General features: G+C 70.6%; 26 protein-coding genes. 11 read left to right on the plus strand and 15 right to left on the minus strand.

Features of this window, described 5'->3' with window-relative positions; genetic code table 11:
• Positions 1 to 74: 74 nt before the first annotated feature.
• Positions 75 to 1079, plus strand: coding sequence for a cation diffusion facilitator family transporter (locus OG598_RS11335; RefSeq protein WP_328654372.1), 1005 nt, complete (start codon positions 75 to 77; stop codon positions 1077 to 1079).
• A gap of 48 nt (positions 1080 to 1127) precedes the next feature.
• On the plus strand, positions 1128 to 2213 hold the full coding sequence (locus OG598_RS11340) for a DUF3866 family protein (RefSeq protein WP_328654373.1): 1086 nt from the start codon (positions 1128 to 1130) through the stop codon (positions 2211 to 2213).
• 106 nt (positions 2214 to 2319) lie between these two features.
• Here OG598_RS11340 and OG598_RS11345 read toward each other — a convergent pair whose 3' ends face one another.
• The 4 genes from OG598_RS11345 to rfbA form a co-directional block, all read right to left on the minus strand.
• The gene (locus OG598_RS11345; protein WP_328654374.1) at positions 2320 to 2514 is read right to left on the minus strand and encodes a hypothetical protein; all 195 of its coding nucleotides are present in this window, start codon (positions 2512 to 2514) and stop codon (positions 2320 to 2322) included.
• Between the two features lie 79 nt (positions 2515 to 2593).
• Positions 2594 to 3952 (minus strand): Pup--protein ligase, encoded by a 1359-nt coding sequence (pafA, locus tag OG598_RS11350; protein WP_328654375.1) that lies wholly within the window; start codon positions 3950 to 3952, stop codon positions 2594 to 2596.
• 68 nt (positions 3953 to 4020) lie between these two features.
• Positions 4021 to 4644: a dTDP-4-dehydrorhamnose 3,5-epimerase gene (rfbC, locus tag OG598_RS11355; RefSeq protein ID WP_328654376.1), complete on the minus strand. Its 624-nt coding sequence runs from the start codon at positions 4642 to 4644 to the stop codon at positions 4021 to 4023.
• Entirely contained in the window at positions 4641 to 5531 is an 891-nt protein-coding gene (gene rfbA / locus OG598_RS11360) for a glucose-1-phosphate thymidylyltransferase RfbA (protein ID WP_328654377.1), read from the minus strand. The genes rfbC and rfbA overlap by 4 nt, the downstream gene beginning before the upstream one ends.
• A gap of 85 nt (positions 5532 to 5616) precedes the next feature.
• On the opposite strand from rfbA, the gene rfbB reads away from it, so the two are divergent.
• Genes rfbB through OG598_RS11390 form a run of 6 tightly spaced genes read left to right on the plus strand, consistent with a single transcriptional unit; the run spans position 5617 to position 10896 of the window.
• Positions 5617 to 6618: a dTDP-glucose 4,6-dehydratase gene (rfbB, locus tag OG598_RS11365; RefSeq protein ID WP_328654378.1), complete on the plus strand. Its 1002-nt coding sequence runs from the start codon at positions 5617 to 5619 to the stop codon at positions 6616 to 6618.
• Positions 6615 to 7502, plus strand: coding sequence for a dTDP-4-dehydrorhamnose reductase (rfbD, locus tag OG598_RS11370; protein ID WP_328654379.1), 888 nt, complete (start codon positions 6615 to 6617; stop codon positions 7500 to 7502). Before rfbB ends, rfbD begins: the two co-directional genes overlap by 4 nt.
• Positions 7499 to 7870 carry a DUF2304 domain-containing protein gene (locus tag OG598_RS11375; protein WP_112587313.1) on the plus strand — a complete coding sequence of 124 codons (372 nt, stop codon included), beginning with the start codon at positions 7499 to 7501 and terminating at the stop codon, positions 7868 to 7870. The genes rfbD and OG598_RS11375 overlap by 4 nt, the downstream gene beginning before the upstream one ends.
• Positions 7863 to 8564, plus strand: a complete 702-nt coding sequence (locus OG598_RS11380; RefSeq protein ID WP_328654380.1) for a glycosyltransferase family 2 protein — start codon at positions 7863 to 7865, stop codon at positions 8562 to 8564. Before OG598_RS11375 ends, OG598_RS11380 begins: the two co-directional genes overlap by 8 nt.
• Positions 8561 to 9871 (plus strand): lipopolysaccharide biosynthesis protein, encoded by a 1311-nt coding sequence (locus OG598_RS11385; protein WP_328654381.1) that lies wholly within the window; start codon positions 8561 to 8563, stop codon positions 9869 to 9871. Before OG598_RS11380 ends, OG598_RS11385 begins: the two co-directional genes overlap by 4 nt.
• Complete coding sequence (locus OG598_RS11390; protein WP_328654382.1) at positions 9868 to 10896, plus strand: glycosyltransferase family 2 protein; 1029 nt, start codon at positions 9868 to 9870, stop codon at positions 10894 to 10896. The genes OG598_RS11385 and OG598_RS11390 overlap by 4 nt, the downstream gene beginning before the upstream one ends.
• A 53-nt stretch (positions 10897 to 10949) precedes the next feature.
• Here the strand turns inward: OG598_RS11390 and prcA are convergent, their stop codons facing one another.
• The 7 genes from prcA to OG598_RS11425 form a co-directional block, all read right to left on the minus strand.
• Positions 10950 to 11789, minus strand: coding sequence for a proteasome subunit alpha (gene prcA / locus OG598_RS11395; RefSeq protein ID WP_328654383.1), 840 nt, complete (start codon positions 11787 to 11789; stop codon positions 10950 to 10952).
• Between the two features lie 58 nt (positions 11790 to 11847).
• A complete protein-coding gene (gene prcB, locus OG598_RS11400) occupies positions 11848 to 12687 on the minus strand; it encodes a proteasome subunit beta (RefSeq protein ID WP_181518379.1) in 840 nt (279 codons plus the stop codon).
• On the minus strand, positions 12606 to 13277 hold the full coding sequence (locus OG598_RS11405) for an endonuclease VII domain-containing protein (RefSeq protein ID WP_328654384.1): 672 nt from the start codon (positions 13275 to 13277) through the stop codon (positions 12606 to 12608). Before OG598_RS11405 ends, prcB begins: the two co-directional genes overlap by 82 nt.
• A 6-nt stretch (positions 13278 to 13283) precedes the next feature.
• Positions 13284 to 13499, minus strand: coding sequence for a ubiquitin-like protein Pup (locus tag OG598_RS11410; RefSeq protein WP_030332902.1), 216 nt, complete (start codon positions 13497 to 13499; stop codon positions 13284 to 13286).
• 108 nt (positions 13500 to 13607) lie between these two features.
• Complete coding sequence (locus tag OG598_RS11415) at positions 13608 to 14834, minus strand: acyltransferase family protein (protein ID WP_328654385.1); 1227 nt, start codon at positions 14832 to 14834, stop codon at positions 13608 to 13610.
• 113 nt (positions 14835 to 14947) lie between these two features.
• On the minus strand, positions 14948 to 16465 hold the full coding sequence (gene dop, locus OG598_RS11420; protein ID WP_112726389.1) for a depupylase/deamidase Dop: 1518 nt from the start codon (positions 16463 to 16465) through the stop codon (positions 14948 to 14950).
• A gap of 37 nt (positions 16466 to 16502) precedes the next feature.
• Complete coding sequence (locus tag OG598_RS11425) at positions 16503 to 18071, minus strand: DUF2142 domain-containing protein (protein WP_328654386.1); 1569 nt, start codon at positions 18069 to 18071, stop codon at positions 16503 to 16505.
• A gap of 210 nt (positions 18072 to 18281) precedes the next feature.
• On the opposite strand from OG598_RS11425, the gene OG598_RS11430 reads away from it, so the two are divergent.
• Entirely contained in the window at positions 18282 to 18635 is a 354-nt protein-coding gene (locus tag OG598_RS11430) for a GtrA family protein (protein ID WP_328654387.1), read from the plus strand.
• A 64-nt stretch (positions 18636 to 18699) separates the two neighbouring features.
• On the opposite strand, the gene arc is transcribed toward OG598_RS11430, so the two are convergent.
• Positions 18700 to 20484: a proteasome ATPase gene (gene arc, locus OG598_RS11435; protein WP_210781710.1), complete on the minus strand. Its 1785-nt coding sequence runs from the start codon at positions 20482 to 20484 to the stop codon at positions 18700 to 18702.
• A gap of 178 nt (positions 20485 to 20662) precedes the next feature.
• Between arc and OG598_RS11440 the strand changes: the two genes are divergently transcribed.
• The gene (locus OG598_RS11440; protein WP_091408893.1) at positions 20663 to 20956 is read left to right on the plus strand and encodes a ferredoxin; all 294 of its coding nucleotides are present in this window, start codon (positions 20663 to 20665) and stop codon (positions 20954 to 20956) included.
• A 50-nt stretch (positions 20957 to 21006) separates the two neighbouring features.
• On the opposite strand, the gene OG598_RS11445 is transcribed toward OG598_RS11440, so the two are convergent.
• Genes OG598_RS11445 through OG598_RS11455 form a run of 3 tightly spaced genes read right to left on the minus strand, consistent with a single transcriptional unit; the run spans position 21007 to position 23715 of the window.
• Complete coding sequence (locus tag OG598_RS11445) at positions 21007 to 21579, minus strand: hypothetical protein (protein ID WP_091408625.1); 573 nt, start codon at positions 21577 to 21579, stop codon at positions 21007 to 21009.
• A 46-nt stretch (positions 21580 to 21625) separates the two neighbouring features.
• Complete coding sequence (locus OG598_RS11450) at positions 21626 to 22627, minus strand: tRNA (adenine-N1)-methyltransferase (RefSeq protein WP_430501835.1); 1002 nt, start codon at positions 22625 to 22627, stop codon at positions 21626 to 21628.
• Positions 22624 to 23715 carry a site-2 protease family protein gene (locus OG598_RS11455; protein WP_442931500.1) on the minus strand — a complete coding sequence of 364 codons (1092 nt, stop codon included), beginning with the start codon at positions 23713 to 23715 and terminating at the stop codon, positions 22624 to 22626. Before OG598_RS11455 ends, OG598_RS11450 begins: the two co-directional genes overlap by 4 nt.
• Before the next feature lie 140 nt (positions 23716 to 23855).
• Here OG598_RS11455 and OG598_RS11460 point away from each other — a divergent pair, with 140 nt between their 5' ends.
• On the plus strand, positions 23856 to 24770 hold the full coding sequence (locus tag OG598_RS11460; protein WP_328654389.1) for a RecB family exonuclease: 915 nt from the start codon (positions 23856 to 23858) through the stop codon (positions 24768 to 24770).
• Positions 24771 to 24936: the final 166 nt, after the last annotated feature.

Here is a 24936-nt window from a genome sequence, read left to right on the forward strand (position 1 = left end):
GCGGGCGTGCCGCACACTTGTTCGGATCGGGCCTCCCCCGGCGCGTCGCCGTCCGCGGTCATAGGGTGATCCTCATGTCGCAAGCGGAGGCCAGGCCCGAGAGTGAGAGCGTCGGCACCGTCGTCGTCGCCGGTGCCGCCAACCTCGCCATCGCCATCGCCAAGCTGATCGCCGGGCTGATCTCCGGATCAGCCGCGATGCTCTCCGAGGCGGCGCACTCGGTCGCCGACACCACCACCGAGGTGCTGCTCTTCCAGGCGCTGCGCCGCGGCGCCCGCCCGGCCGACCAGCGACACCCCTTCGGGTACGGCAAGGAAAGCTACGTCTGGGCGTTCTTCGCCGCCATGTTCACGTTCGTCGCCGGCGCCGGTTTCGCCGTCACCCACGGCGTCACCACGATCCTGGTGCACGAGCACAGCGGCGACTACCTCATCTCGTACATCGTGCTCGGGGTGTCGTTCGTCATCGAGTCGATCTCACTGGCCCGGGCGGTGCGGCAGGTCCGCCGCGAGTCGCGACGCTGGCGGACCACACCTCGGCGGTTTTTGCGGCTGACCGCCGACACCACGGTCAAGGCGGTCTTCCTGGAGGACAGCGCGGCCCTGATCGGCCTGGTGCTGGCCGGGCTCGGCGTCGGCCTGTCGCACGCCACCGGCGACGAGGTGTGGGACGGCGTCGCGTCGATCCTGATCGGGCTCCTGCTGCTGACCGTCGCCGGGGTCCTCGCCGGCAACAACCTGTCACTGCTGGTCGGCCGGGCCGTCCCCGAGCGGCTGCGCCACGAGATCGAGCAGGATCTGGCCGGGCTGCCTGAGGTGGAGCGCATCGACACCCTGTTGACCATGCAGCTCGGCCCGCAGGACATCCTGGTCGCCGCGAAGGTCGACTTCCGCGACGAGGCCACCGGCGCGCAGATCGAGGCCACCGCCGACGAGGCCGAGCGGCGGCTCACCGACCGGTACCCGGAGATCCGCTTCGTCTTCCTCGACCCGACCCGTTCGATGCCGGGCGCCACCGGCACCGCCCGGCACACCCAGGCCGGGCCGAGCCCGGACGCCGGCGGCCCCGAGCCGACCTGACCACACCCGGGCGCGGGCCGCCACGCCCGCGCGGCTAGCGTGCCCGTCATGGTGCGATGGCGTACGGGGACGGTGGCGACGCTGCGACGGCAGTGGACCGGGGCGGTGGAGCTGGACGTCGACCTGCCCGACGGCACGCGGATGCGGGCACTTGCCTACCCGGAGCTGGTCGGCACGCCCGAGCCCGGCGACCGGGTGCTGCTCAACGCCGGCGCGCTGCTGATGGGGTTGGGCACCGGCGGGTACGCCCTGGTGGTCGCCCTGCCGGACCGGCTGCCGCCGGACCCGCCGGACGTCGCCGACATCCGCGACGCCGGGCACCTCGTCAAGGCCCGCTACACGCCGTTGCAGCCGATCCTCCTCGGCGTCGACGAGGAAGCCTCGCCGCACCGCGACGTGCTGGCCGACGCGGACGACCTGGGCGGCCTGCCGGTGGTCACCGCCGACCTGCACTCGGCGCTCCCGGCGATCCTGGCCGGCATCCGGGCCGACGCCCCGAAGGCGCGGGTGGCGTACCTGCTCACCGACGGAGGGGCGCTGCCCGCCTGGTTCTCCCGCACCCTCGCCGGGCTGCGGGCCGAGCTGGCCGGCACGATCACCGTCGGGCAGGCGTTCGGCGGCGACCTGGAGGCCACCACAGTGCACGGCGGTCTGCTCGCCGCCCGGTACGTCCTCCATGCGGACGTGGCGATCGTGGCGCAGGGACCAGGCAACCTGGGCACCGGAACCCGGTGGGGCTTCTCCGGCGTCGCCGTCGGCGAGGCGGTCAACGCGATCGCCACACTGGGCGGGAAGCCGGTCGGCTCGTTGCGCATCTCCGACGCCGACCCCCGCCCCCGACACCGGGGCGTGTCACACCACAGCCTCACCGCGTACGGCCGGGTGGCGCTCGCCCCGGCGGAGCTGGTGGTGCCCGAGGATCTGGAGCCGTCCCTCGCGGCCGAGGTGCACGCGGCGCTGGCGCCGCTGGCGGCCCGGCACCGGATCGTCCGGGTGCTCACCGACGGTCTGGACGCCGCGCTGCGGGCCAGCGCCGTGCCCCTGTCCACCATGGGCCGTGGCCTCGACGCCGACCACGCGTACTTCCTGGCGGCAGCCGCCGCCGGCCGCCACGCGGTGACCCTCCTCCCCTGACCCGGTCCGGGCCGCCGACCCGGTTGATCATCACGTTGTTGCGCGCCGCCTCGGCGTGTCATGGCAACAACTTCATGATCGGCGCGGGCGGGGGCCTGGGGGGCGGTTAGGCCAGGAAGATCAGGGCCAGCCAGCCGCCCACGATGAGCGCCAGCGCCAAGGCCAGCACCCAGGTCGGCACCGTGTAGTCACCGCGCCGGTTACGGTCGACCTCGGCGCGGATCTTCTCCCGCCGGCGTTCGACCCAGTTCTGCCGCTCGGTGCCGCGCTCGGAGCGGTCGGAAGGTCCAGAAGTCGTCATGGCGCGCTCAGCTTAACCGCTCGCTCCGCCGGGCTGACCGGCCCCGTCGGCGCAGCGCACCGACGGGGCCGGCAACCGGTCACATGCTGGCGATCAGCCGCTCCACCCGCTCGTCGTACGCCCGGAACGGGTCCTTGCAGAGCACTGTGCGCTGCGCCTGGTCGTTGAGCTTCAGGTGCACCCAGTCGACTGTGAAGTCCCGGCGCTTCTCCTGAGCGTGCCTGATGAACTCGCCCCGCAGCCGAGCCCGGGTGGTCTGTGGCGGGGTCTCCTTGGCCTCGAAGATCTCCGGGTCGGTGGCCACCCGGTCGACCTCACCGCGGCGCTCCAGGAGCCCGTAGAGGCCCCGGCCACGGCGCACGTCGTGGTAGGCCAGATCCATCTGCGCCACCCGGGGGTGCGACAGCGGCAGGTCGTGCTTGCGCTGGTAGCGCTCGATCAGCCGCAGCTTGCTGACCCAGTCGATCTCCCGGGAGACCGGCTCCAGGTCGCCGCTCTCCACCGCGTTGAGCACCCGGCCCCACAGCTCGACGACCCGCTTGGCGGCCTGGTCGCCGCCGCGTCGCTCGACGAACTCGGTGGCCTTGGCGAGGTACTCCTGCTGGATGTCCAGGGCGCTGACCTCCTTGCCGTTGGCCAACCGCACCTTGCGCCGGCCGGTGATGTCGTGCGACACCTCCCGGATGGCCCGGATCGGGTTCTCCAGGGACAGGTCGCGCATCACCACCCCGGCCTCGATCATCCGCAGCACGATGTCGGCGGTGCCGACCTTGAGCAGCGTGGTGACCTCGTTCATGTTGGAATCGCCGACGATCACGTGCAGCCGCCGGTAGCGCTCGGCGTCGGCGTGCGGCTCGTCGCGGGTGTTGATGATCGGGCGGCTGCGGGTGGTCGCCGAGGAGACGCCCTCCCAGATGTGCTCGGCCCGCTGCGAGAGGCAGTAGACCGCGCCGCGTGGGGTTTGCAGAACCTTGCCGGCCCCGCAGATCAACTGCCGGGTGACCAGGAACGGGATGAGCACGTCGGCGAGTCGGCCGAACTCGCCGTGCCGGGAGACCAGGTAGTTCTCGTGGCAGCCGTACGAGTTGCCGGCCGAATCGGTGTTGTTCTTGAACAGGTAGATCTCACCCGCGATGCCCTCGTCGTGCAGCCGCTTCTCCGCGTCGACGAGCAGCCCCTCCAGGATCCGCTCGCCGGCCCGGTCGTGGGCGACGAGATCGGTCACCGAGTCGCACTCCGGTGTCGCGTACTCCGGATGCGACCCGACGTCCAGGTAGAGCCGGGCCCCATTGCGCAGGAAGACATTGCTCGACCGGCCCCAGGAGACCACGCGACGGAACAGATACCGCGCGACCTCGTCCGGGGACAGCCGCCGCTGCCCGCGATAGGTGCAGGTGACGCCGTACTCGGTCTCGAGGCCGAAGATTCGCCGCTCCATGGTGTGACATTAGCCGCCCGGAGGCCCGGTTCGTCACTGTCAGACCACAGGTCGTGCCCCGAGCGCTGTCACATACCGGTTGAGTGCGACATTCCGTCCGGACCGAGGCTCGCCACGAACCGCCGGCAGCTGTCGTACTCCGGAAGCAGGCCCCGCTCGCGGGCCTGCGCCAGAGTCGGCGCCGCGTCGTCGCGCGCGGACAGCTTTGGAACGTCGGCGGGCCACTCGATGCCCAACTCCTCGTCCAGCGGGTGCACCGCGTGCTCGCCGGTCGGGTTGTAGGTGGCCGAGCAGAGATAGCTCAACGTCGCGTCGTCGGTCAACGCGCAGAAACCGTGCCCCAGCCCCTCGCTGAGGTAGACCGCCCGGCGGTCGGTGTCGTCCAGCCGGACGCCCTCCCAACGACCGAAGGTCGGCGAGCCCACCCGCAGGTCCACGATCACGTCGAGGACCGCGCCCCGCACACAGGTGACGTACTTGGCCTGCCCGGGCGGGACGTCGGCGAAGTGGACGCCGCGGACCACGCCACGCGCGGAGACCGACAGGTTGGCCTGGGCCAGCCGCAGCGGATGCCCCACCACCTCGGCGAGCGTGTCGAAGCGGTACCACTCCATGAACATGCCGCGCGGGTCACCGTGCTGCTGGGGGGTGATCTCCCAGGCGCCCTCGATGCTCAGATCCCGGATCTTCACCAGGAACCCCCGTCGTCGTCGGCCTTGTCGTTGAGCAGACCGAGCAGGTAGTTGCCGTAGCCGCTCTTGGTCAGCGGCTCGGCGAGCGCGCGCAGCTGCGCGTCGTCGATCAGACCAGCCCGCCAGGCGACCTCCTCGACGCAACCGATCTTGAGACCCTGCCGCTCCTCGACCACCCGGACGAACTCGGCGGCCTGCATCATCGAGGTGAACGTGCCGGTGTCCAGCCAGGCGGTGCCCCGATCGAGCACCGTCACCGCCAGTTCCCCGGTCTCCCGGTACACCTCGTTGACCGCCGTGATCTCCAGCTCGCCGCGGGCGCTCGGGGTGAGCTTGCGCGCGATGTCCACCACGCGGTTGTCGTAGAAGTAGAGGCCGGGCACCGCGTAGCGGGACTTCGGCCGGGCCGGCTTCTCCTCGATCGAGAGCACCCGACCATCGGCGTCGAAGTCGACGACGCCGTACTCCTGCGGGTTGGCCACCTGATAGGCGAAGACGCGCCCACCGACCGGGTCACCGTGGTCGGCGAGCTGCCGACCCAGACCCACGCCGTGGAAGATGTTGTCGCCGAGGACCAGCGCCACCGACTCGGTGCCGATGAAGTCCGCGCCGAGGATGAACGCCTGCGCGATGCCCTCCGGACGCTCCTGGCTGACGTACTCCAGCCGCAGCCCGAACTGGCTGCCGTCGCCGAGCAGCCGACGGAACTGGTCCTGGTCGTCCGGAGTCGTGATCACCAGGATCTCCCGGACCCCGGACATCACCAGGGTGGAGAGCGGGTAATAGATCATCGGCTTGTCGAAGACCGGCATCAGCTGCTTCGAGACCGCCCGGGTGATCGGCCAGAGCCGGGACCCGGTGCCGCCGGCAAGTAGGATTCCGCGCATCGGGGAAGCCTAGCCGCACCCGGACACGTTGTGCGGGGGTCGCGTACCAGGGGCCGCGCCGCCCGTCGCGTATACTTCCGGACCCGTGAGGATCCTCGTCACCGGCGGAGCCGGATTCATCGGGTCGGAGTACGTTCGCCTGCTGCTGGGCAAGCCCCTCGGCAGTGCGGAAGGCGTGCCGCCGCTCGAGCCGGCCGTCGTGACCGTGCTGGACAAGCTGACCTACTCGGGCAACCTGGCCAACCTCGAACCCGTCCGCGACGACCCGCGACTGCGGTTCGTGCAGGGCGACATCTGCGACCCGGTCGTCGTCGACGAGGTGGTGGCCGAGCACGACGTGATCGTGCACTTCGCTGCCGAGTCACACGTCGACCGCTCGATCGCCGGCGCCGCGCCGTTCGTCACCACCAACGTGCTGGGCACCCAGACGCTGCTCGACGCGGCACTGCGCCACGGCACCGGCCGGTTCGTGCACGTCTCCACCGACGAGGTCTACGGCTCGATCGACGAGGGCTCCTGGACCGAGACCTGGCCCCTCGCCCCCAACTCGCCGTACTCGGCATCCAAGGCCGGCTCCGACCTGCTCGCGCTGTCCTACCACCGCACCCACGGCATGGACGTGGTCGTCACCCGCTGCTCCAACAACTACGGCCCGTACCAGTTCCCCGAGAAGGTCATCCCGCTGTTCGTCAGCAACCTGCTCGACGGTGGCACCGTCCCCCTCTACGGCGACGGCGGCAACATCCGTGACTGGCTGCACGTGCACGACCACTGCCGGGGCATCGCCCTCGTCCAGCAGAAGGGCCGCGCCGGTGAGGTCTACAACATCGGCGGCGGCACCGAGTTGACCAACAAGGAACTCACCGGCCTGCTCCTGGACGCCTGCGGCGCCGGGTGGGACCGGGTCGTCCCGGTCACCGACCGCAAGGGCCACGACCGCCGGTACTCCCTCGACATCACCAAGATCAGCGAAGAGCTCGGCTACCACCCCAGCATCACCCTGGACCAGGGCCTCGCCGACACCGTCAGCTGGTACCGGGACAACCGCAACTGGTGGGAGCCCCTCAAGTCCGCGCCGACCGCATGACCCGACTCCTCGTCACCGGCGCGGGCGGGATGCTCGGCCGGGACCTGGTCACCGTGCTGGGCGCACGGCCCGACCTCAAGGTGACCGCCGCCACCCGCGCCGACCTGGACGTCACCGACCGCGCGGCGGTCCACGCCGCCGTCGCCGGGCACGACCTGGTGATCAACGCGGCCGCGTGGACGAACGTCGACGCCGCCGAGGCCGACGAGGCCGCGGCGACCGCCGTCAACGGCCACGCCGTGGCCAACCTGGCAGCGGCGTGCGCCGCCGACGGAAGCCGGCTGATCCAGGTCTCCACCGACTACGTCCTCGCCGGTAACGCGGACACCCCGTACCCGGAGGACGCGCCCACCGCGCCGGTCAACGCCTACGGCCGCGGCAAGCTGGTCGGCGAACAGGCCGTCGCGCGACTGCTGCCCGACACCGGGTACGTCGTGCGCACCGCCTGGCTCTACGGCGCGCACGGCCCGAACTTCGTGTCCACCATGCTCCGACTCGCCACCCAGCGCGAACACCTCGACGTGGTCGACGACCAACACGGCCAACCCACCTGGTCGTACGCGCTCGCCGAGCGGCTCGTCGCGCTCGCCGACGCGGCGCTGGCCGGTCACGCGACGCCCGGCGTCTACCACGGCACCTGCGCCGGACAGACGACCTGGTACGGGCTGGCCCGCGCCGCGTTCACGCTGGCCGGACTGGACCCGGACCGGATCCGACCCACCACCAGCGACCGGTATCCGCGTCCCGCCCCCCGGCCTGCGTACAGTGTGCTAGGGCACAGCCGCTGGGCAGCCGTGGGTCTGCCCTCGCTTCCAGACTGGCACAGCGCCCTGGTTGACGCGTTCCACTCCCCCGCTCCACCCGCCCCGTGGAAGGTCGCATGAAGCTCACCCTCGTCACCGGCCTGACCGGCCTGCTGCTCCTCGGCACCATCGTCGAGCTGTTGCGCCGCCGTCAGCTGCGCGAGAAGTACGGCATGCTCTGGCTCGCCGTACTGATCATCGTGATTCCGCTGTCCCTTTTCCCCCGGCTGCTCGACAACGTCGCCGAACTCCTCGGCGTCGCCTCCGGTGTCAGCCTGGTGCTCTTCCTCGGCATCGTCTTCCTGCTGCTGGTGTGCGTACACCTCAGCTGGGAGGTCAGCGCCCTGGAAGAAGAGACCCGCACCCTGGCCGAAGACTTCGCCCTGCTCCGCGCTGAGATCGACGCGGACCGGGCAGCCCGAGACGAACTGGTGTCGACCGATGGTTAACGGCAAGCGCACATTGATCATCATCCCGGCTCTCAACGAGTCGGGCTCGATCGCCGACGTCGTCGGCGAGGTCCGTGGCGAACTGCCCGGCGTCGACGTGCTCGTCGTCGACGACGGCTCCACCGATCGCACCGCCGCCGTCGCCGCCGCCGCCGGCGCCCTGGTCGCCAAACTGCCGTACAACCTCGGCGTCGGTGGGGCCATGCGCCTCGGCTACCGCTACGCCCGCGACCACGACTACGACGTCGCCATCCAGATCGACGCCGACGGCCAGCACGACCCCCGGTACGTGCCGAAGCTCGTCGACCTGCTCGAGGACAACGACCTCGTCATCGGCGCCCGCTTCGCCGGTGAGGGCGACTACAACGTCCGCGGCCCCCGCCGCTGGGCGATGGTGATGCTCTCCGCCGTGCTGTCCCGGGTCGCCCGCACCAAGCTCACCGACACCACCTCCGGCTTCCGGGCCGCCAACCGGCGGGTCATCGAGATGTTCGCCGGCTGGTACCCGGCCGAGTACCTCGGCGACACGGTGGAGACCCTGGTGCACACCGCCCGCCGCGGCTACCGCATCCGCCAGGTGCCGGTCGCCATGCGCAAGCGGATGGCGGGCACACCCAGCCACTCCCCCGCCAAGGCGATGGTCTACCTCGGCCGCGCGTTCGCCGTTCTCACGCTGGCGCTCATCCGCCGGTGATCCGACGGCTACTGAGCCTGGTCCCGCCCGGCACCGTCGCTGTCGGTGCCGGGCTGGCCCTTCTCGGGCTCGCCTCCTACGTTCACCTCGCCGTCGCCGGCCACAGCCTCAGCAAGGCCGACTACTCGTCCCTGTCGGTGCTCTGGTCGATCGTGTTCACCCTCGGCATCGGCGTGTTCATGCCGATCGAGCAGGAGGTCGCCCGGGTCGTCGCCGCCCGACACAGCCAGGGGCTACCGCCCGGGCCGGTACTGGCCCGCGGCGTCACCGTCGCCGCCGTGATGCTCGCGGTGCTGGTGTTGGCCGTCACCATCGGCCGTCAGCCGCTCGCCGACAAGCTCTTCGCCGGTGACGGCAACCTGGTCACCGTGCTGATCGGCGCGCTCGCCGCGATGGCCGTCGCCTACGCCACCCGCGGCGTCCTCTCCGGCCTGCAACTGTTCCCCTGGTACGGCGCTCAACTCGGCATCGACGGCGGCCTGCGGATCATCATGGTCGCCCTGCTCGGGCTGGCCGGAGTGACGTCGCCCCTCTGGTACGGGCTCGTGCTCGTCGCCGCCCCACTGGTCAGCGTCCTGCTCACCCTGCCGCCGGTGCTGCGCGCCATCGGCGGAGGCCCGCCGGTGGCCTGGGCCACCCTGCTCCGCGGCCTCGGCCTGCTCACCGCCTCCAGCCTGCTCTCCCAGGTAGTGGTGAACATCGGCGTGATCAACGTGCAGCTACTCGCCCCCTCCGACGCGGCAGCCGCCGGCGCACTACTCTCCGCCCTCGTGCTGGTCCGCATCCCCCTGTTCGTCTTCGGCTCCCTACAGGCGTCACTGCTGCCCGGCCTGGCCACCACCGCCACCACCGGCGACCAGGCCGGCTTCCACAGCCTGCTGCGCCGGGCGCTCGGCATCGTCACCGCGCTCGGCCTCACCGGCGCCCTCGGCGCCGTGCTGCTCGGCCCATGGTTGGTCGGCACCCTCTTCGACGCGCCCGGCGTTCTCGGCCACGGCGACTTCGCCTGGTTGGCGGCCGCCACGCTCGCCTACCTGTGGGCGATGGTGCTCGGCCAAGCCCTCCTCGCCCTCGACCGGCACCGCGCCCAGGCCCTCGCCTGGACCGCCGGCGTCGCCGCCCTCATCGCCGTGACGCTGATCCCGGCTCCGGTCACCCTGCGAGTCGAACTGGCGTACACCATCGGCTCCGTCATCGTCGCCGCCACCATGGCGATGCTGCTGCGCGGAAGCGTCCGCCGCCCCACCACCCCCATCCGGCCGCTCGCCGAGGCCGTCGCCCCTGCCGCATCCGGAGGCATCCGATGACCAGACCCCGGATGAGCGCCGTCATGCTCGCCTACGGCCCGGAGCCCTACCTCGTCGACGCCGCCCAGGCGGTGCTGGCCAGCACCGACGTCGACATCGACCTCATCGTCGTCGACAACGGCTGCACCGGGGACGGCATCGACATCGTCAAGGGCCTCCCCGGGGTACGGGTGATCCGACCGGAGGAGAACACCGGCTACTCCGGCGGCTGCCGGGTCGGCGCGGCCGAGGCCACCGGCGACTGGCTCGCGTTCGTCAACTCCGATGCCGTCGTCGCACCCGACGCCCTGGCCAAGACCACCGCCGTCGCCGCCGAAGCGGGCGTAGGCGCGGCCATGGCGTCCATCCGGCTGGCCGACACCCCCGAGCTGATCAACACCAGCGGTAACCCGCTGCACTTCACCGGCCTCTCCTGGGCCGGAGGCAACGGCGAACCGGCCAGCAACCACGCCGAGCGGCGGGCCGTGCCCTCCCTCAGCGGCTGCTGCTTCGTGATCAGCCGGCAGCTCTGGCGCGAACTCGACGGCTTCGCCGCCGAATACTTCGCATACCACGAGGACACCGAACTCAGCCTGCGACTGTGGCAACGCGGACTACGACTGGAGTACGTGCCGGACGCCGTCGTCCGTCACCACTACGAGTTCTCCCGCAACGCCCTGAAGCTCTACCTGGTCGAGCGAAACCGACTGGTCACCCTGCTCACCGCCTACGAGGCGCGGACACTCGTGGTGCTCGCCCCGGCGCTGCTGCTCACCGAAGCCGCCATGCTCACCGCCGCTGTCGTCGGCGGCTGGTCCCGGCAGAAACTGCGGGGTTGGGGCTGGTTGTGGCGCAACCGCGACTGGGTTCGCGGCCGTCGACGCCAGCTACAGGCCGAACGCCGGGTGCCGGACGGGGTCATCGCGGAACTGATGACCGGTCGGGTCACACCCTCCGGTGTGCCGACCACACCCGGCCTGGGCGCGTTCAACGCCGTCGCCGGCGGTTACTGGGCCCTGGCCCGGCCCCTGCTGCGCCGAGGATGACCGCTGCGCTGGTGCCGGCCCCGAACACGGGCGCGGCACCAGCGGGCGAAACCCTAGCGCTCGCCGCCCTCCGCGGGCCGGTCCTCCAAGTCCGCGGAACCGGCCGACGACGTCGGCTTGTGCCCCTCCGTGGTCGGCACGACCGGCTCGGCGGGACCGCCCGCCGCATCCGCCGCCTGCCTCTCGGCCGCCGCATCCCCGTCCAACAGAGCCGTCAGCGCGGCACCGGTGATCCGCCGGAACGTCCGTCCGATCCGCTGACGGTCCAGGACCGCCACCTCGAGCTGGTTCGCGGCGATCGTCCGGGCGGCACCGCCCTCACCACCGACGGTGCTCAACGCCTGCACCGCCACCCTGACCGCCTCGCCCAGGGACATGTCCGCCCGATGCTGCGACTTCAACACGCCGGTGATCGCCTCGGCCTGACCACCCATGGCCATCCGCCCCGGCTCGTCGTTTACCGAACCGTCATAGGTCAGCCGGTACAGCTCGTCCGCCTCCGGGGTGGCACCGACCTCCGCCACGCAGATCTCCACCTCGAACGGCTTCGACTGCTCGGTGAAGATCGCACCCAGGGTCTGCGCGAACGCGTTGGCCAGGGCCCGACCGGTAACGTCACGCCGGTCGTAGCTGAGCCCGTTCAGGTCGGCCATCCGAACACCGGCGCGGCGCAGGTTCTCGAACTCGTTGTACCGGCCGACCGCGGCGAACCCGATCCGGTCGTAGATCTCACTGACCTTGTGCAGGGCGCTGGAAAGGTTCTCCGCGACGAAGAGGACCCCGCCGGAGTAGCTGAGGACCACCGCGCTGCGGCCCCGAGCGATGCCCTTGCGGGCCAACTCGGAGCGGTCGCGCATGATCTGTTCGGGAGAGGCGTAGAACTGCATGGCCACGTCGGCGGTTCTCCTTACGGCGCTGTGCTGACGACTGCTGACTGGTGAGGTGCGGGTCTCAACCGCCCGGGTTCTCCATCCGGCCGGCAACCACACCCTCGGCGATCGCCGCCGTCTCGGTGTCGGTCAACCGGCGGGTGCCCTCGGCGGTCGCGGTCATCACCACGGGGTAGATGCGGCGGGTCAGATCCGGCCCACCGGTCGCGGTGTCGTCGTCGGCGGCGTCGTAGAGCGCCTCGACCGCCAGCCGCGTCGCGTCCTCGACGGACAACCCGGCCCGGAACCGCTTCTTCAACGCGGACTTCGCGAACAGCGACCCGGACCCGATCGCGTCGTAGCCGGTCTCCTCGTACGGGCCACCTGTCACGTCGAAGCTGAAGATCCGACCGGCGCGCGCCGGGTCGGCGGCGGCCAGGTCGAACCCGGCGAAGAGCGGCACCACTGCCAACCCCTGCATGGCCGCCCCCAGATTGCCCCGGATCATCGAGGCCAACCGGTTGGCCTTACCGTCCAACGAGAGCATCGCGCCCTCGATCTTCTCGTAGTGCTCCAGCTCCACCTGGAACAGTCGCATCAGCTCGATGCCGATACCGGCGGTGCCCGCGATGCCGACCAGCGAGTACGCGTCGGCGGGGTGCACCTTCTCGATGTCGCGCTGAGCGATCAGGTTGCCCATGGTGGCCCGTCGGTCGCCCGCCATCACCACACCCTCGGCGGCCGCGATGGCCACGATGGTGGTCGCGTGCGGCGCCAGGTCGGCGGCCATGCCCGGCGGCAGCGGTCGCCGACCGGGCAACATCTCGGGGGCCACCCGACTCAGAAACGTCGTGAAGGAGGACGTCCCCGCGTTGGTGAACACATCTGGAAGACGCCCGGATGGATCAAAGCCCGCTGCCACGTGGTTCCTCTCAGGTACGTGATCGCCCTGGCCAGCCTCATGGGACTGTCACGGAACTGGCCAAGACCACCGTTGCAGTTGAAGCAGAGTATCCCGCGCACCCATCCGGTGCGATGATCGTGGTCCAGATGTTGCGGGTCGGCGCCGCCACAGATCGCGCAGACGCCGCCCTGCTCGGCCAGGAGCTCCTGAAACTCCTTCTCACCCACGCCGTACCGCCGCCGCAGGTGGTACTCGCGAGTCCCGCCGTAGAGTCGCTGCGCTGACTCCTTGCCGCGGGCATTATGGCAGGGTTTGCAGTAGCTGTGCCGGCCACTGGCCTTGGTAGTGGTGGTGGGAAAGTCGTCCAGAGACTTGATCTGCTCGCAGTCCGGACACCACTTGAGACCCTCACCGACGGGCGTGGGCGACTTTCGCTGTGGGGCGATGCCGCGCTTACGCCGGCTGGCCTCGGACCGGACGGCGGCACAGGCTTTGCAGTAGAAGGCGAGACCGTCTACCCGTCGGCGGTCACGGTGGAACTCCGTACCGGCCAGCGTTCTCTTGCACTGCGGACACGTCTTGTCCGGGTGGTCCGGCAAATCGGACATATGCCTCTATTGACCCCCTTTCTGGACGTAGCCCCTCACAAATTCCTCTGCGTTCTCTTCGAGGACGGAGTCGATCTCGTCGAGGAGGTCGTCGACGTCCTCGGTGATCTCGGCGTGCCGCTCGGCCACCTCGGGGTTGGCCTCGGTGGTGACGTCCTCGATTTCCTCGCCCTGACGGGACTTGCCGGACTGCGACTGGCCGCCGCTGTCATGAGTGGCCATGGCTGTCTCCTCCACGATCGTCTGGGATGAAATCTACCCCGCGCAGGCGACAGAAAGCCCTCACGTCCGCCGTGTTCGGGTCGGGGGCGTTCGATCGCGCCGAAGCGGTCAGCCCCGAGGAGCCGACGCGTCAGCCGGGGCCGGGGCCGGGACCGGCACCGGGACGCGCTCCGGCTCACGCTGCCCCTCCCCCGACGCCTCCGCCGGTGGTGCCTCGCGCCGCAGGCGGGGCGTCCAGTCCTTGAACCGCAGCGCCTGCTTCTCCACCAGATGCCAGGACAGGAACGCCAGGACGACGGTGAAGACCATGACCACCGCGAAGTAGCCGACGAACCCCCAGGCAGCCGCCCCCAGCCAGGCCAGCATCTGCTGCACGACGAAGGAGTAGATGTAGATGCCGTACGAGTAGTCGTTCTTCTGGCCCACCCGGTGCAGCAACCCTGGCAACCGGACCGCGAGGTAGAGGATGGCGTACTCGTAGGTGAGCAACGCCGGGCCGAACAGGTGGCCCTCCAGGGTCTGCCAGCCGGTCACCACGATGGCGAGCACGCCGAGGACGTCGCTGATGGGCAGCTTGTCGCTGTACAGGTCCGCCACGGCGCCCACCAGGAACATGAAGCCGAACCGCAGGAACCAGATCTTGCTGAGCGTGCCGAGCAGCGGCAGCGTAGCGGCGGAGCCGCTGGTGAAGTACGTCGATCCGCCGAAGCGCAGCGCCTCGTACTGGTTCCAGAGCAGCAGACCGAAGACGAGAACGGCGGCCGCGAGCACCAGCCAGCGGGCACGGCGCAGCACCGCCACCACTGCCAGCGACGCCACGATCAGGTAGCAGAAGATCTCGTAACTGAGCGTCCAGAGTGAGCCGTCGAGGACGCTCTTACGCACCAGGTCGCCGTACGGCGTGTCCCGGAAGACGTCGACGATCCCCTGCTGGCGGTAGCCACCCCACCAGTTCGCCTGGAGGAAGTTGACCACGCCGGCCGGGTGCCGCCACAGGCCGTCCAGATTGCCGCGATCGGCGTACCAGACGATCGGGGCCACCACGAAGCCGATGAACAGCAGACACACCCAGAGGCCCGGCCAGATGCGCAGGGCGCGGTGCCACAGGTAGCGGGGCAGGCTGGCCCGCCGGGCGCTGCGGGTGATGAGGAAGCCGGAGATGCCGAAGAAGCCGGCCACCCCCAGACCGGCCACGTCGACGACCTCGGTCAACGGTCGGGCGTACCCGATCACCGCGGTGTGCGCGAGGACGACCGCTACGGCGAAGCAGAGCCGCAGGAAGCCGAAACTGTTCGCACGCCCGGCGTACGCGTTCGACAGTGGTACAGCGGTCATCGCACGCAGGCCAACCTGCCGGGCTGAGGGGAGCATCGCATCACCGTGTGGGTCGACGGATCGGGGGACGGCCTAGCATGCCACACGGTGATTGCCGGCGGAGGCAGCGGATCTCAGCCCCCGGTCAGTGTCTCCAACAGGTCCTTGGCGCTGGCGCAGCGGTCGAACAGCGCCCCGACGTGCGCACGGGTGCCCCGCTCGGGTTCCATCATCGGCACCCGGACCAGCGACTCCCGGCCCACGTCGAAGATCACCGAGTCCCAGCTCGCGGCGACCACCTCGGAGGCGTACTGGGCGAGGCAGCGGCCGCGGAAGTAGGCCCGGGTGTCCTCCGGTGGCTCGGTCATCGCGCTGCGCGTCTCGTCGTCGGTGAGCAGCGTCTTCATCGCCCCCCGGCTGACCAGCCGGTGGTAGAGGCCCTTCTCCGGCCGGACGTCGGAATACTGGAGGTCGACGAGCTGGAGCTTGTGCGAGCCCCAGCCGAGCTTCTCCCGCTCCCGGTAGCCCTCCAGCAGCCGCAGCTTGGCCACCCAGTCCAGCTCGTCGGCGCAGAGCATCGGATCCCGGCCGAGCCGGTCGAGGACGCTCTCCCAGCGGTCCAGCACGTCGATGGTCTGCTCGTCGGCGTCGGTGCCGTACCGGTCGTCGACAAAGGACCGGACCCGCTCCAGGTACGCCCATTGCAGGTCGAGGGCGGTGAGCCGACGGCCGTCGCGCAGTCGCATGCGGTGCGTCAGGGCGGGGTCGTGGCTGACGGCGCGCAGCTCGCTGACGGGGTCGGCGATGCCGAGGTCGGCGCCGAGGGCCTTCTCCTCGATCATGGTGAGGATCAGCGCGGTGGTGCCGACCTTGAGGTATGTGGAGATCTCGGAGAGGTTGGCGTCGCCGATGATGACGTGCAGCCGGCGGTACTTGTCGGCGTCGGCGTGCGGCTCGTCCCGGGTGTTGATGATCGGCCGCTTGAGGGTGGTCTCCAGGCCCACCTCGACCTCGAAGAAGTCGGCGCGCTGGGAGATCTGGAAGCCGCTCTGGCCGCCGTCCTGGCCGATGCCGACCCGGCCGGCGCCGCAGACGATCTGCCGGGTGACGAAGAACGGCGTCAGGTACGCCACGATGTCGGCGAACGGCGTCTGCCGGCGCATCAGGTAGTTCTCGTGGGCGCCGTAGCTGGCGCCCTTGTTGTCGGTGTTGTTCTTGTAGAGGTGGATCGGCTGGGTGCCCGGGATGGTGGCGGCCCGGCGGGACGCCTCGGCCATCACCCGCTCGCCGGCCTTGTCCCAGCGCACGATGTCCCTGGGGGTGGTGACCTCGGGGGTGGAGTATTCGGGGTGAGCGTGGTCCACGTAGAGCCGTGCGCCGTTGGTGAGTATCACGTTGGCCAGGCCGAGGTCTTCGTCCGCGAGGGCCTCGGCGGGGTCGTACGCGGCACCGGAGTAGGTGAAGCCGCGGGCGTCGCGCAGCGGCGACTCTTCCTCGTAGTCCCATCGGGCCCGGCCACCCCGGTTGAGTTCCGGGCGTGCCCCGTAGGCGTTGACCACCTGCGATGAGGTGACCATCGGGTTGGCTCCGGCCTGCCCGGGCACGGAGATGCCGTACTCGACTTCGGTGCCCATGATCCGTCTTACGCTCATCGACCTACCCGTTTCGCTCGCCCGACCCGGTCCACCGTCAGGTCGAGCGTAGTCCGCCCTGAGCACCTGCACTCTGTAGGTGAGTGCCGGCGGGCCGGAACAGTTCGCCGGATTCGGTGTCGGAATGCTCAGCGGGCGGCGTCGGGTCGTCGGTCGCGGCGGCGCGGGTGGTCCAGACGAGCCACCCGAACAGCACCAGGCCGACACTGGCGCTCAGCAGCGGAACGACCGAGCCGACCACTGGGTGCCAGTCGCCGGCGAGGGGGTTGAGGCTGCTCAGCCCGATGTTGGCGGGCAGGCCGTTCTGCCAGCGGACCATCGTGTACGCCAGGCAGAAGAGCTGGATAGGCAGGAGGAGCAGCACGGCGAGGCGGGTGAACGAGCGGGCTCGGGCGACCTCGAAGCCGCGTTGTTCGGCGATCCACGCGGCGTAGAGCAGGACGCCGACCAGCATGGGCAGCATGTAGCGGCCCTGGGTGACGAAGCCGCTCTCGTTGACCAGGGCGATCTGCATGAGGGAGGGGACGGCCACGCCGCCGCCGAGCAGCACGAGCAGGCGCCACCGGTCGATTGTGCTGCCCCAGACGACCCCGATGAGCAGCAGCGCTCCGGCGACGAGCTGCCAGATCAGGTATGGCGGGGCGGGCATCCGGGTGTCCAGCCAGGAGGTGACCCCGACGATCTGGTCGAGGTATCCCCGCCACCGGTCGGCCTCGCGCAGGGCCGCCTGCCCGTAGGTGAGCTTGTCGGCGGAGTAGTTGCCGAGGTCGGAGGTCTGTTGGCGGACGGACCAGGCGAGCACGGCGAGGGTGGACAGGACGATGCCACCTGCCCAGAGCTGCGCTGCCCGGTCCCGCAGCAGGCCGAGGAGGTTGCTGCGGCGCAGCGGGAAGGCGAACGCGAGGAAGGCGGTCGCCAGCCAGAGCGGGCCGGTCTGGCGCAGCACCGCGAGGAGCAGCGCGCTGATCCCGACGAGGACGATGAGGCCGCGCCGTGGGCCGGGTGGGCCGAGTAGCAGGGGGATGACGGCGCTGAAGAAGGCGATGCCGGCGGCGATTTCCAGGCCGTTCGGGTTGACTGCGCTGGCCATGTGCACGGCCATGGGGGTGGTGACGACGAGCAGGGCGCCCATCATGAGGCCGCGGCGGGATCGGTTGCGGATCACGACGTACGCGCAGGCGAGCAGCGCGGCGCAGCACAGGGCGCTGATCATTCGGGCGAGCAGGACGCCGGACCAGCCGGGCCAGAGCACTGTGGGTGCGCCGACGAGGGCGTAGTAGGCGGGGAAGTACCGACCGGCCCCGGTGCCGGCGCGGGTCGGTGTGTCGTCGCTGCCGGGGGGCTGGGCGCAGGCCGCCGAAACTTCCTTCTTGAACTGCCAGCACTGCTCGCGGACGAGACCGCCAGGGACGGTCTGGAAGGCGCCGGTGCCCTTCTTCGCCTCGGCGGGCGGGGGTGCGATCTGCCCGGCGGCGACGCCGGCCGCTCGGACGATGTGCTCGCGCTCGTCCGGGGTGCCGTCGTAGGGGGCGGCCATCGACCAGGCGAAGATGATCAGGAAGAATGCGGCGAAGGCGAGGGCCCAGTGCCGTCGGCTTGTGCTCATGGTGGCCGCCGGGCTTCCGCCGGTGGCCGGCGGCGTCACTCTTCCGGGATCAGGCACGTCAACCTCGCGGCTCGCGCGGGCAGGCCCCGCTGGGTGGATGGACAGACGATAGACTCCCTCGTCGTCCTCACCGCTCCGGGTCCCCCCTTGGAGAACTCTTTGCTGTCACCTGTTGCCGATTCCGTCCGCCACCTGTCCCGACACAGTGCTGTGCGGTTCCTGGTCGTCGGGGGTCTGAGCGTTGCCGTGGACACGGGATCACTCTTCGTGTACCACGGAGTTCTCCGGATTGTCCTGCCGGTCGCGGCCGCCATGTCGTTCCTGACCTCGTTCTGGGTCAACTTCGGGCTGAACCGGGCGTGGTCGTTCGGCTCGTCCGCGCAGATGGTGCCGCAGGTGGGGCGCTACTTCGCGCTGGTCCTCGCCAACCTGACCGCCAACGTGGTGCTGGTGTCCGCGTTGACCTGGGCGGGCACGCCGTACCTGCTGGCGAAGCTGCTGGTGACGGCGTCGCTGTCGGCGGCGAACTATGTGGTGTCGAAGCGGTGGATCTTCGCTGCCTGACCGACGCCCTGACACACCCGCAGCGAGGGTGCCCACCGGATGGTGGGCACCCTCGCTGTTGGGGTCAGAGGTACTGGCCGGTGTTGCTGGCGGTCTCGATGGACCGGCCGGCCTCGGCGCCCTTGCCGCCGGAGACGAGCGTGCGGATGTAGACGATCCGCTCACCCTTCTTGCCGGAGATGCGCGCCCAGTCGTCGGGGTTTGTGGTGTTGGGGAGATCTTCGTTCTCGCGGAACTCGTCGACGCAGGCGTCGAGCAGGTGCTGCAAACGCAGCCCCTTGCGACCCGAGGTGAGGAACTCCTTGATGGCCATCTTCTTGCTCCGGTCGACGATGTTCTGGATCATCGCGCCGGAGTTGAAGTCCTTGAAGTAGAGGACTTCCTTGTCACCGTTGGCGTAGGTGACCTCGAGGAATCGGTTCTCCTCGGTTTCCGAGTACATCCGCAGCACCACGGCGTCGATCATCGCCGCGACGGTGGCCTGGGGGTCGCTGCCGTGTTCGGCCAGGTCGTCCGGGTGCAGGGGCAGCCCGGAGAGGATGTACTTGGAGAAGATGTCCTTGGCCGCTTCGGCGTCCGGTCGCTCGATCTTGATCTTCACGTCGAGGCGACCGGGGCGCAGGATCGCCGGGTCGATCATGTCTTCCCGGTTGGAGGCGCCGATGACGATGACGTTCTCCAGCCCCTCCACGCCGTCGATCTCGCTGAGCAGCTGCGGGACGATGGTGTTCTCCACGTCGGAGGAGACACCGGAGCCACGGGTCCGGAAGATCGAGTCCATCTCGTCGAAGAACACGATCACCGGCGTGCCCTCGCCGGCCTTCTCCCGGGCGCGCTGGAAGATCAGCCGGATGTGCCGCTCGGTCTCACCGACGTACTTGTTGAGCAGCTCCGGGCCCTTGATGTTGAGGAAGAAGCTGGTGTGCTTCTCCTTGCCCTGCCGCTCGGCGATCTTCTTGGCCAGCGAGTTGGCCACCGCCTTGGCGATGAGCGTCTTGCCACAGCCGGGCGGGCCGTAGAGCAGGATGCCCTTCGGTGGGCGGAGCTGGTGCTCACGGAACAGGTCCGCGTGCAGGAACGGCAACTCCACCGCGTCGCGGATCTGCTCGATCTGCGACTGGAGGCCACCGATGTCGCCGTAGTCGACGTCGGGCACCTCCTCCAGGACCAGCTCCTCGACCTCGCTCTTCGGGATCCGCTCGTACGCGTACGCCGAGCGGGGCTCGATCATGAGCGAGTCGCCGGCCCGGATCGCCGAGCCGATGAGCGTCTCGGCGAGGTGCACGATGCGCTCCTCGTCGGAGTGGGAGACCACCAGCGCCCGGTCGCCCGGCCCGCCGTTCGGCCCCTCCAGGATCTCCTTGAGCATCACCACTTCGCCAACCCGCTCGTAACCGAACGCGTCGACGATGTTGAGCGCGTCGTTGAGCAGGACCTCCTGGCCGCGCCGCAGGTCACCCACGTCGAGCGAGGGCGAGACCGCGACCCGCAGTTTGCGGCCACCGGTGAAGACGTCCACCGTGCCGTCCTCGTGCTTGGCCAGGAAGACTCCGTAACCGCTCGGCGGTTGCGCGAGCCGGTCGATCTCCTCCTTGAGCGTCACGATCTGCGTGCGAGCTTCCTTGAGGGTGCTCACCAGCCGGTCGTTGTTCTCGGTCAGCCGCGCCAACTGTGCCTGGGTGGCCGCCAGCCGCTCTTCGAGCTGCCGGACGTGTCGGGGGCTTTCGGTCAACTTGCGCCGCACCAGGGCGAGTTCCTCTTGCAGGAACGCGACCTGCGTGGAGAGATCGTGGGCTTCCTTCTCCCACCGTGCGGCGCGCGAGTCCGCGTCGTCGCTACGTGCTGCCACGTCCCACCTCCCCGGGGGGCTTGAACGTTCTGCCCTAACACTAGCCGCTATGAGGCCGATTCGGTCCCACGCAACACCCTCGTCACCGAACCTTGATCGCCAAGGGTGGCCTGACGGGCCGTTACCGGCGTTCAGGTACCGTCGGAGCGTGGCACGGGAGAACATGGGGGGTGCACAGGTGGCCGAGGTCGCGACCGACGAATTGCAGGTCTGGGTCGACCAGGACCTCTGCACGGGCGACGGGCTCTGCGTGCAGTACGCGCCGGAGGTGTTCGAGTTCGACATCGACGGCCTGGCCTACGTCAAGGGCGTCGACGGTGAGCTGCGGATGGCACCGGGCAGCCGGGTCGACGTCCCCGCGCACCTGCGGCTCGAGGTGATCGACTCCGCGAAGGAGTGCCCGGGCGACTGCATCCACGTGGTGCGCGGCGACGGCGTCGAGGTCGCCGGCCCGGACGCCGAGGAAGACTGACCCACCGGCCGGGCCGCAACGGCCCGGCCGGGCCCGGTTCGGGGTACGCCTCAGAGCATCGGACGGCCGACCACCGAGGCGACCAATCGCGCGAACTCCTCCAACCGGGCGATCTGCCCGGCCCCGCCGTCGTCGAGGGTCTTGCCGAAGCGCAACGCGTCGTGCCGGGGTGTGCCGGCCATCTCCTCGCTCGGCGGCGCCTCGTCCAACGAGGTGAGCAGCAGATAGACGTCGATGCTGTCGACCCGGATCTCGCCGCTCTCGGCGCGGTTGAGCCGCCGCCGGCAGCCCACCTCGGTGACTGTGGAGACCGGCACCACCCGCAGCGACGAGGTCATCGAGCCCGGCGGGCCCTCCTCCGGCGGTACGTCCTCGCCGTGCCAGAGGATCAGCCGGCTGCCGTCGCAGACCACTACCTCCTGCCACACCCCGTTGACCTCGTTGACGAAGCGTTCCAGGGTGAAGCCGAGCACCGACGCGCCGCGCAGCACGCCGCCGAGCGCCTCCAGGGCGACGTCCGGGTCGCGCAGGTAGGCCCGCGCCGCCGACTCCAGATCCTGGTAGGGCGACCAGTCGGGAAAGACCGCGGGGAGGTCTCCACCGCCGTAGCCCGGTCGGCTCATGCCAGCGTCTCCCCCTGCTCGGCGCTGCCGACACCCAGCTCGTTGGTCACGGCCTGTCCATCTCCCCCGCACCGTTGGGTTGCGCACCTGCCGCCTGTGCGGCGGCGGCCTGTCGGGCCGCCTCCGCCTCGCGCAGGTCCTGGCGGCGCTGCGCGTACGCCTCGGTGCCCTTGCTGGGCTTGCGTCGGCGCGGCGGCGCGGTGACCCCCGGGGCCAGCTTGCGCGCGGACACCAGGAAGGCGGTGTGCGCGATCATCCGGTGGTCCGGACGGACGGCGAGGCCCTCGGCGTGCCAGTCGCGCACCAGGGATTCCCAGGCCCGCGGCTCGGTCCAGCCGCCCCGCTCGCGCAGCGCCTCCACCAGCTCGGAGAGCTGCGGTGTGGTGGCGACGTAGCCGATGAACACCCCACCGGGCACCAGCGCCCGCTCGACCATGTCGAGGGTCTCCCAGGGGGTCAGCATGTCCAGGATGATCCGGTCGAAGCCGGTCTCCTGGCACTGCGCGACGTCGCCGACGTGCAGGTTCCACGAGGGGTGCGGCCCGTTGAAGAACGCCTCGACGTTGCGCTTGGCGATCTGGGCGAAGTCGTCGCGCAGCTCGAACGAGTGCAGCTCGCCCTCGGTGCCGACGGCGCGCAGCAGGGAGCAGCTCAGCGCGCCGGAGCCGGCGCCGGCCTCGAGGACCTTCGCGCCGGGGAAGATGTCGCCCATCGCCACGATCTGCGCCGAGTCCTTGGGGTAGATCACCTGGGCGCCGCGCGGCATGGACAGCACGTAGTCCGACAGGAGCGGCCGCAGGGCCAGGAACGCGGTGCCGCCGCCGGAGGTGGTCACCACGCTGCCGTCGGGGAGCCCGATCAGCGCGTCGTGCGCCAGGATGCCGCGGTGGGTGTGGAACTCCTTGCCGGGCTCCAGCGTCACGGTGTGCATCCGCCCCTTGGGGTCGGTCAGCTGGACCCGGTCGCCGGGCCGGAACGGCCCGCGGTGCACGGGTGTCAGCGCCGGGTTGGCGGGGTCGGCGGCGACGGTGGAGGGAGTTGCGGTCACGGTGTCATCTTCCGGTTGGGTTCGAGGAGCTGTGCCAGGTCCGCGATGTGCAGAATGCCGACGACATCTTCGCCTGACGTCACCACGTACTGTGCGCCCGGGTAGGTCTGTACGGCCTCCATCACCCGCTCGCCGTCCCATCCGACCGACAACGTGGGAAGGGTGCCCAGCGACCGGGCGACGGCGTCCACCGCCAGCCACGGTCGGCGCTCGACCGGCACCGCGTCGGCGGCGGCCGGGTCGACCAGCGCCACCGGCCGACCGGTGGAGTCGGTGACCAGCAGCGCGGCGCCGGGCTGCCCGCTCTCGGCGCGTCGGCGCTGGGCCTCGGCCAGCGGCGTGCCGGTGGCCACCGGCCAGACCGGACGGGCCAGCCGGGCGAGGTCGATCAGCGGGAACCGGCGGCTGACCCGGGCGGCCCGGATCGACTGGCCGGCGCCACGCCAGAGGGTGACGGCGACCAGCAGCATCAGCGGCAGCGCCAGCGGCGCCAGCCGCCGCTCGACGGTGAGCAGCAGGACCAGGGCCGCGGTGCCGACGGCGACGACCCGGCCGGCCCACCCGGCGACCTCGGTGCCGAGGTGCCGGTCGCGGGTCAGCCCCCACACGGCGGCGCGCAGCGCCCGGCCGCCGTCGAGCGGCAGCCCGGGCAGGCTGTTGAACAGCGCCACGATGACGTTGCTGACCGCGAGCTGGAAGGCGAGCTGGTGCGCCACGGTCCCCTCGGGCAGGGCGAGCGTGGCGGCGACCGCCAGGACGCCGAGCACCGCGGAGACCGCAGGACCGGCCAGCGAGACCAGCAGGTCGACGCGGGGCGACGGGGCGTCCCGGTCCATCTCGGTGTAACCACCGAGCAGCTCCAGGGTGATCCCCCGCACACCGATGCCGTACCGCCGGGCGGTGAGGGCGTGGCCCAGCTCGTGCAGCAGCACCGAGCCGAGCAGCGACACGACGAAACCGAAGCCGATCAGGTAGCCGCTGAGCTGCGGCAGGTCCAGTTGTCGGCGGGCGAACTCGCCGTACAGCACCGCGATGAGCACCGCGAGCAGGACCATGGAGCCGTTCAGGTACAGCGGCACCCCGAACACCTTGCCGACGTTCAGGCCGAGACGTCGGTCCGGTCGGCGCGGCGGCCTGGTTGTCTGCTCCATCGCCACGATGCTACGGACCGTCGCTGTGTGGGGCGGGCGGCGGTGGGTGTCACACCGGTGCCCTAACCTTTGCCGACATGACGGCGGAATCGGTCACCACCTCCCAGTCCTCCCCCGCGGCGCAGGCGCCGCCGACGGTGCGGGCCTCGCTGTCCCCGTCGCGGGCGGCGGATTTCAAGACCTGCCCGCTGCTCTACCGGTTCCGCAGCATCGACCGGCTGCCCGAGCGCACCACCATCGAGCAGGCCCGGGGCACGTTGGTGCACGCGGTGCTGGAGCGCCTGTTCGACCTGCCGGCCACCGGCCGCACACCGGAGGCGGCCGGCGACCTGGTGGCCCCACAGTGGGACCGGCTGGTCACCGAGCAGCCCGAGCTGGCCGGGATCTTCGACGGCGCGGAGCCGGCCGGCCCGGTGGAGTTCCTCCGCTCCGCCGCCGGGCTGTTACAGGGTTACTTCGCTGTGGAGGACCCGACCCGGCTGGAGCCGGCCGAACGCGAGAGCCTGATCTCCGCGGTCGTCGACGAGGAGTTGCTGATCCGGGGCTACCTCGACCGGCTCGACGTCGCTCCGGACGGCGCGCTACGGGTGGTCGACTACAAGACCGGGGGCGCTCCGCGGGAGGCGTTCGAGGCGCGGGCGCTGTTCCAGCTGAAGTTCTACGCCCTGGTGCTGTGGCGCACCCGGGGGGTGGTTCCCCGGGTGCTGCGGCTGCTCTACCTGCGCGACGCCGAGGTGCTGGATTACACCCCCGACGCCGACGAGCTGGTCCGCTTCGAGCGCACAGTGGTGGCGCTGTGGCGGGCGATCGAGCAGGCCACCGCCCGGCAGGATTTCCGGCCCCGGCCGAGCCGGCTCTGCGACTGGTGCAGCCACCAGGCGCTCTGTCCCAGCTTCGGCGGCACCCCGCCGCCGTTCCCGGTCGCCGCGGCGAGCGCCGACCCGCTGCGTGACTCCCGGGCCACTCCAGTGACGCCGGGCGCCGACGAGTGACGGCCTCCTGAGCGACGCGTACGCCCGGCGCGGTGATTCAGGCCGCCGGACCGTCTGCCGCACGCCGACGCCGACGACCCGACCGCAGCGGTGCCGCCGCGGTCGGGACAGGGCGACCGGCCGGCCTCTACGGTGATCCGCGACGCACCGGCTCCGGTACGCGAGG

Origin of the sequence: Micromonospora sp. NBC_00330, assembly GCF_036136635.1 — a bacterium.
GTDB lineage: Bacteria > Actinomycetota > Actinomycetes > Mycobacteriales > Micromonosporaceae > Micromonospora > Micromonospora salmantinae.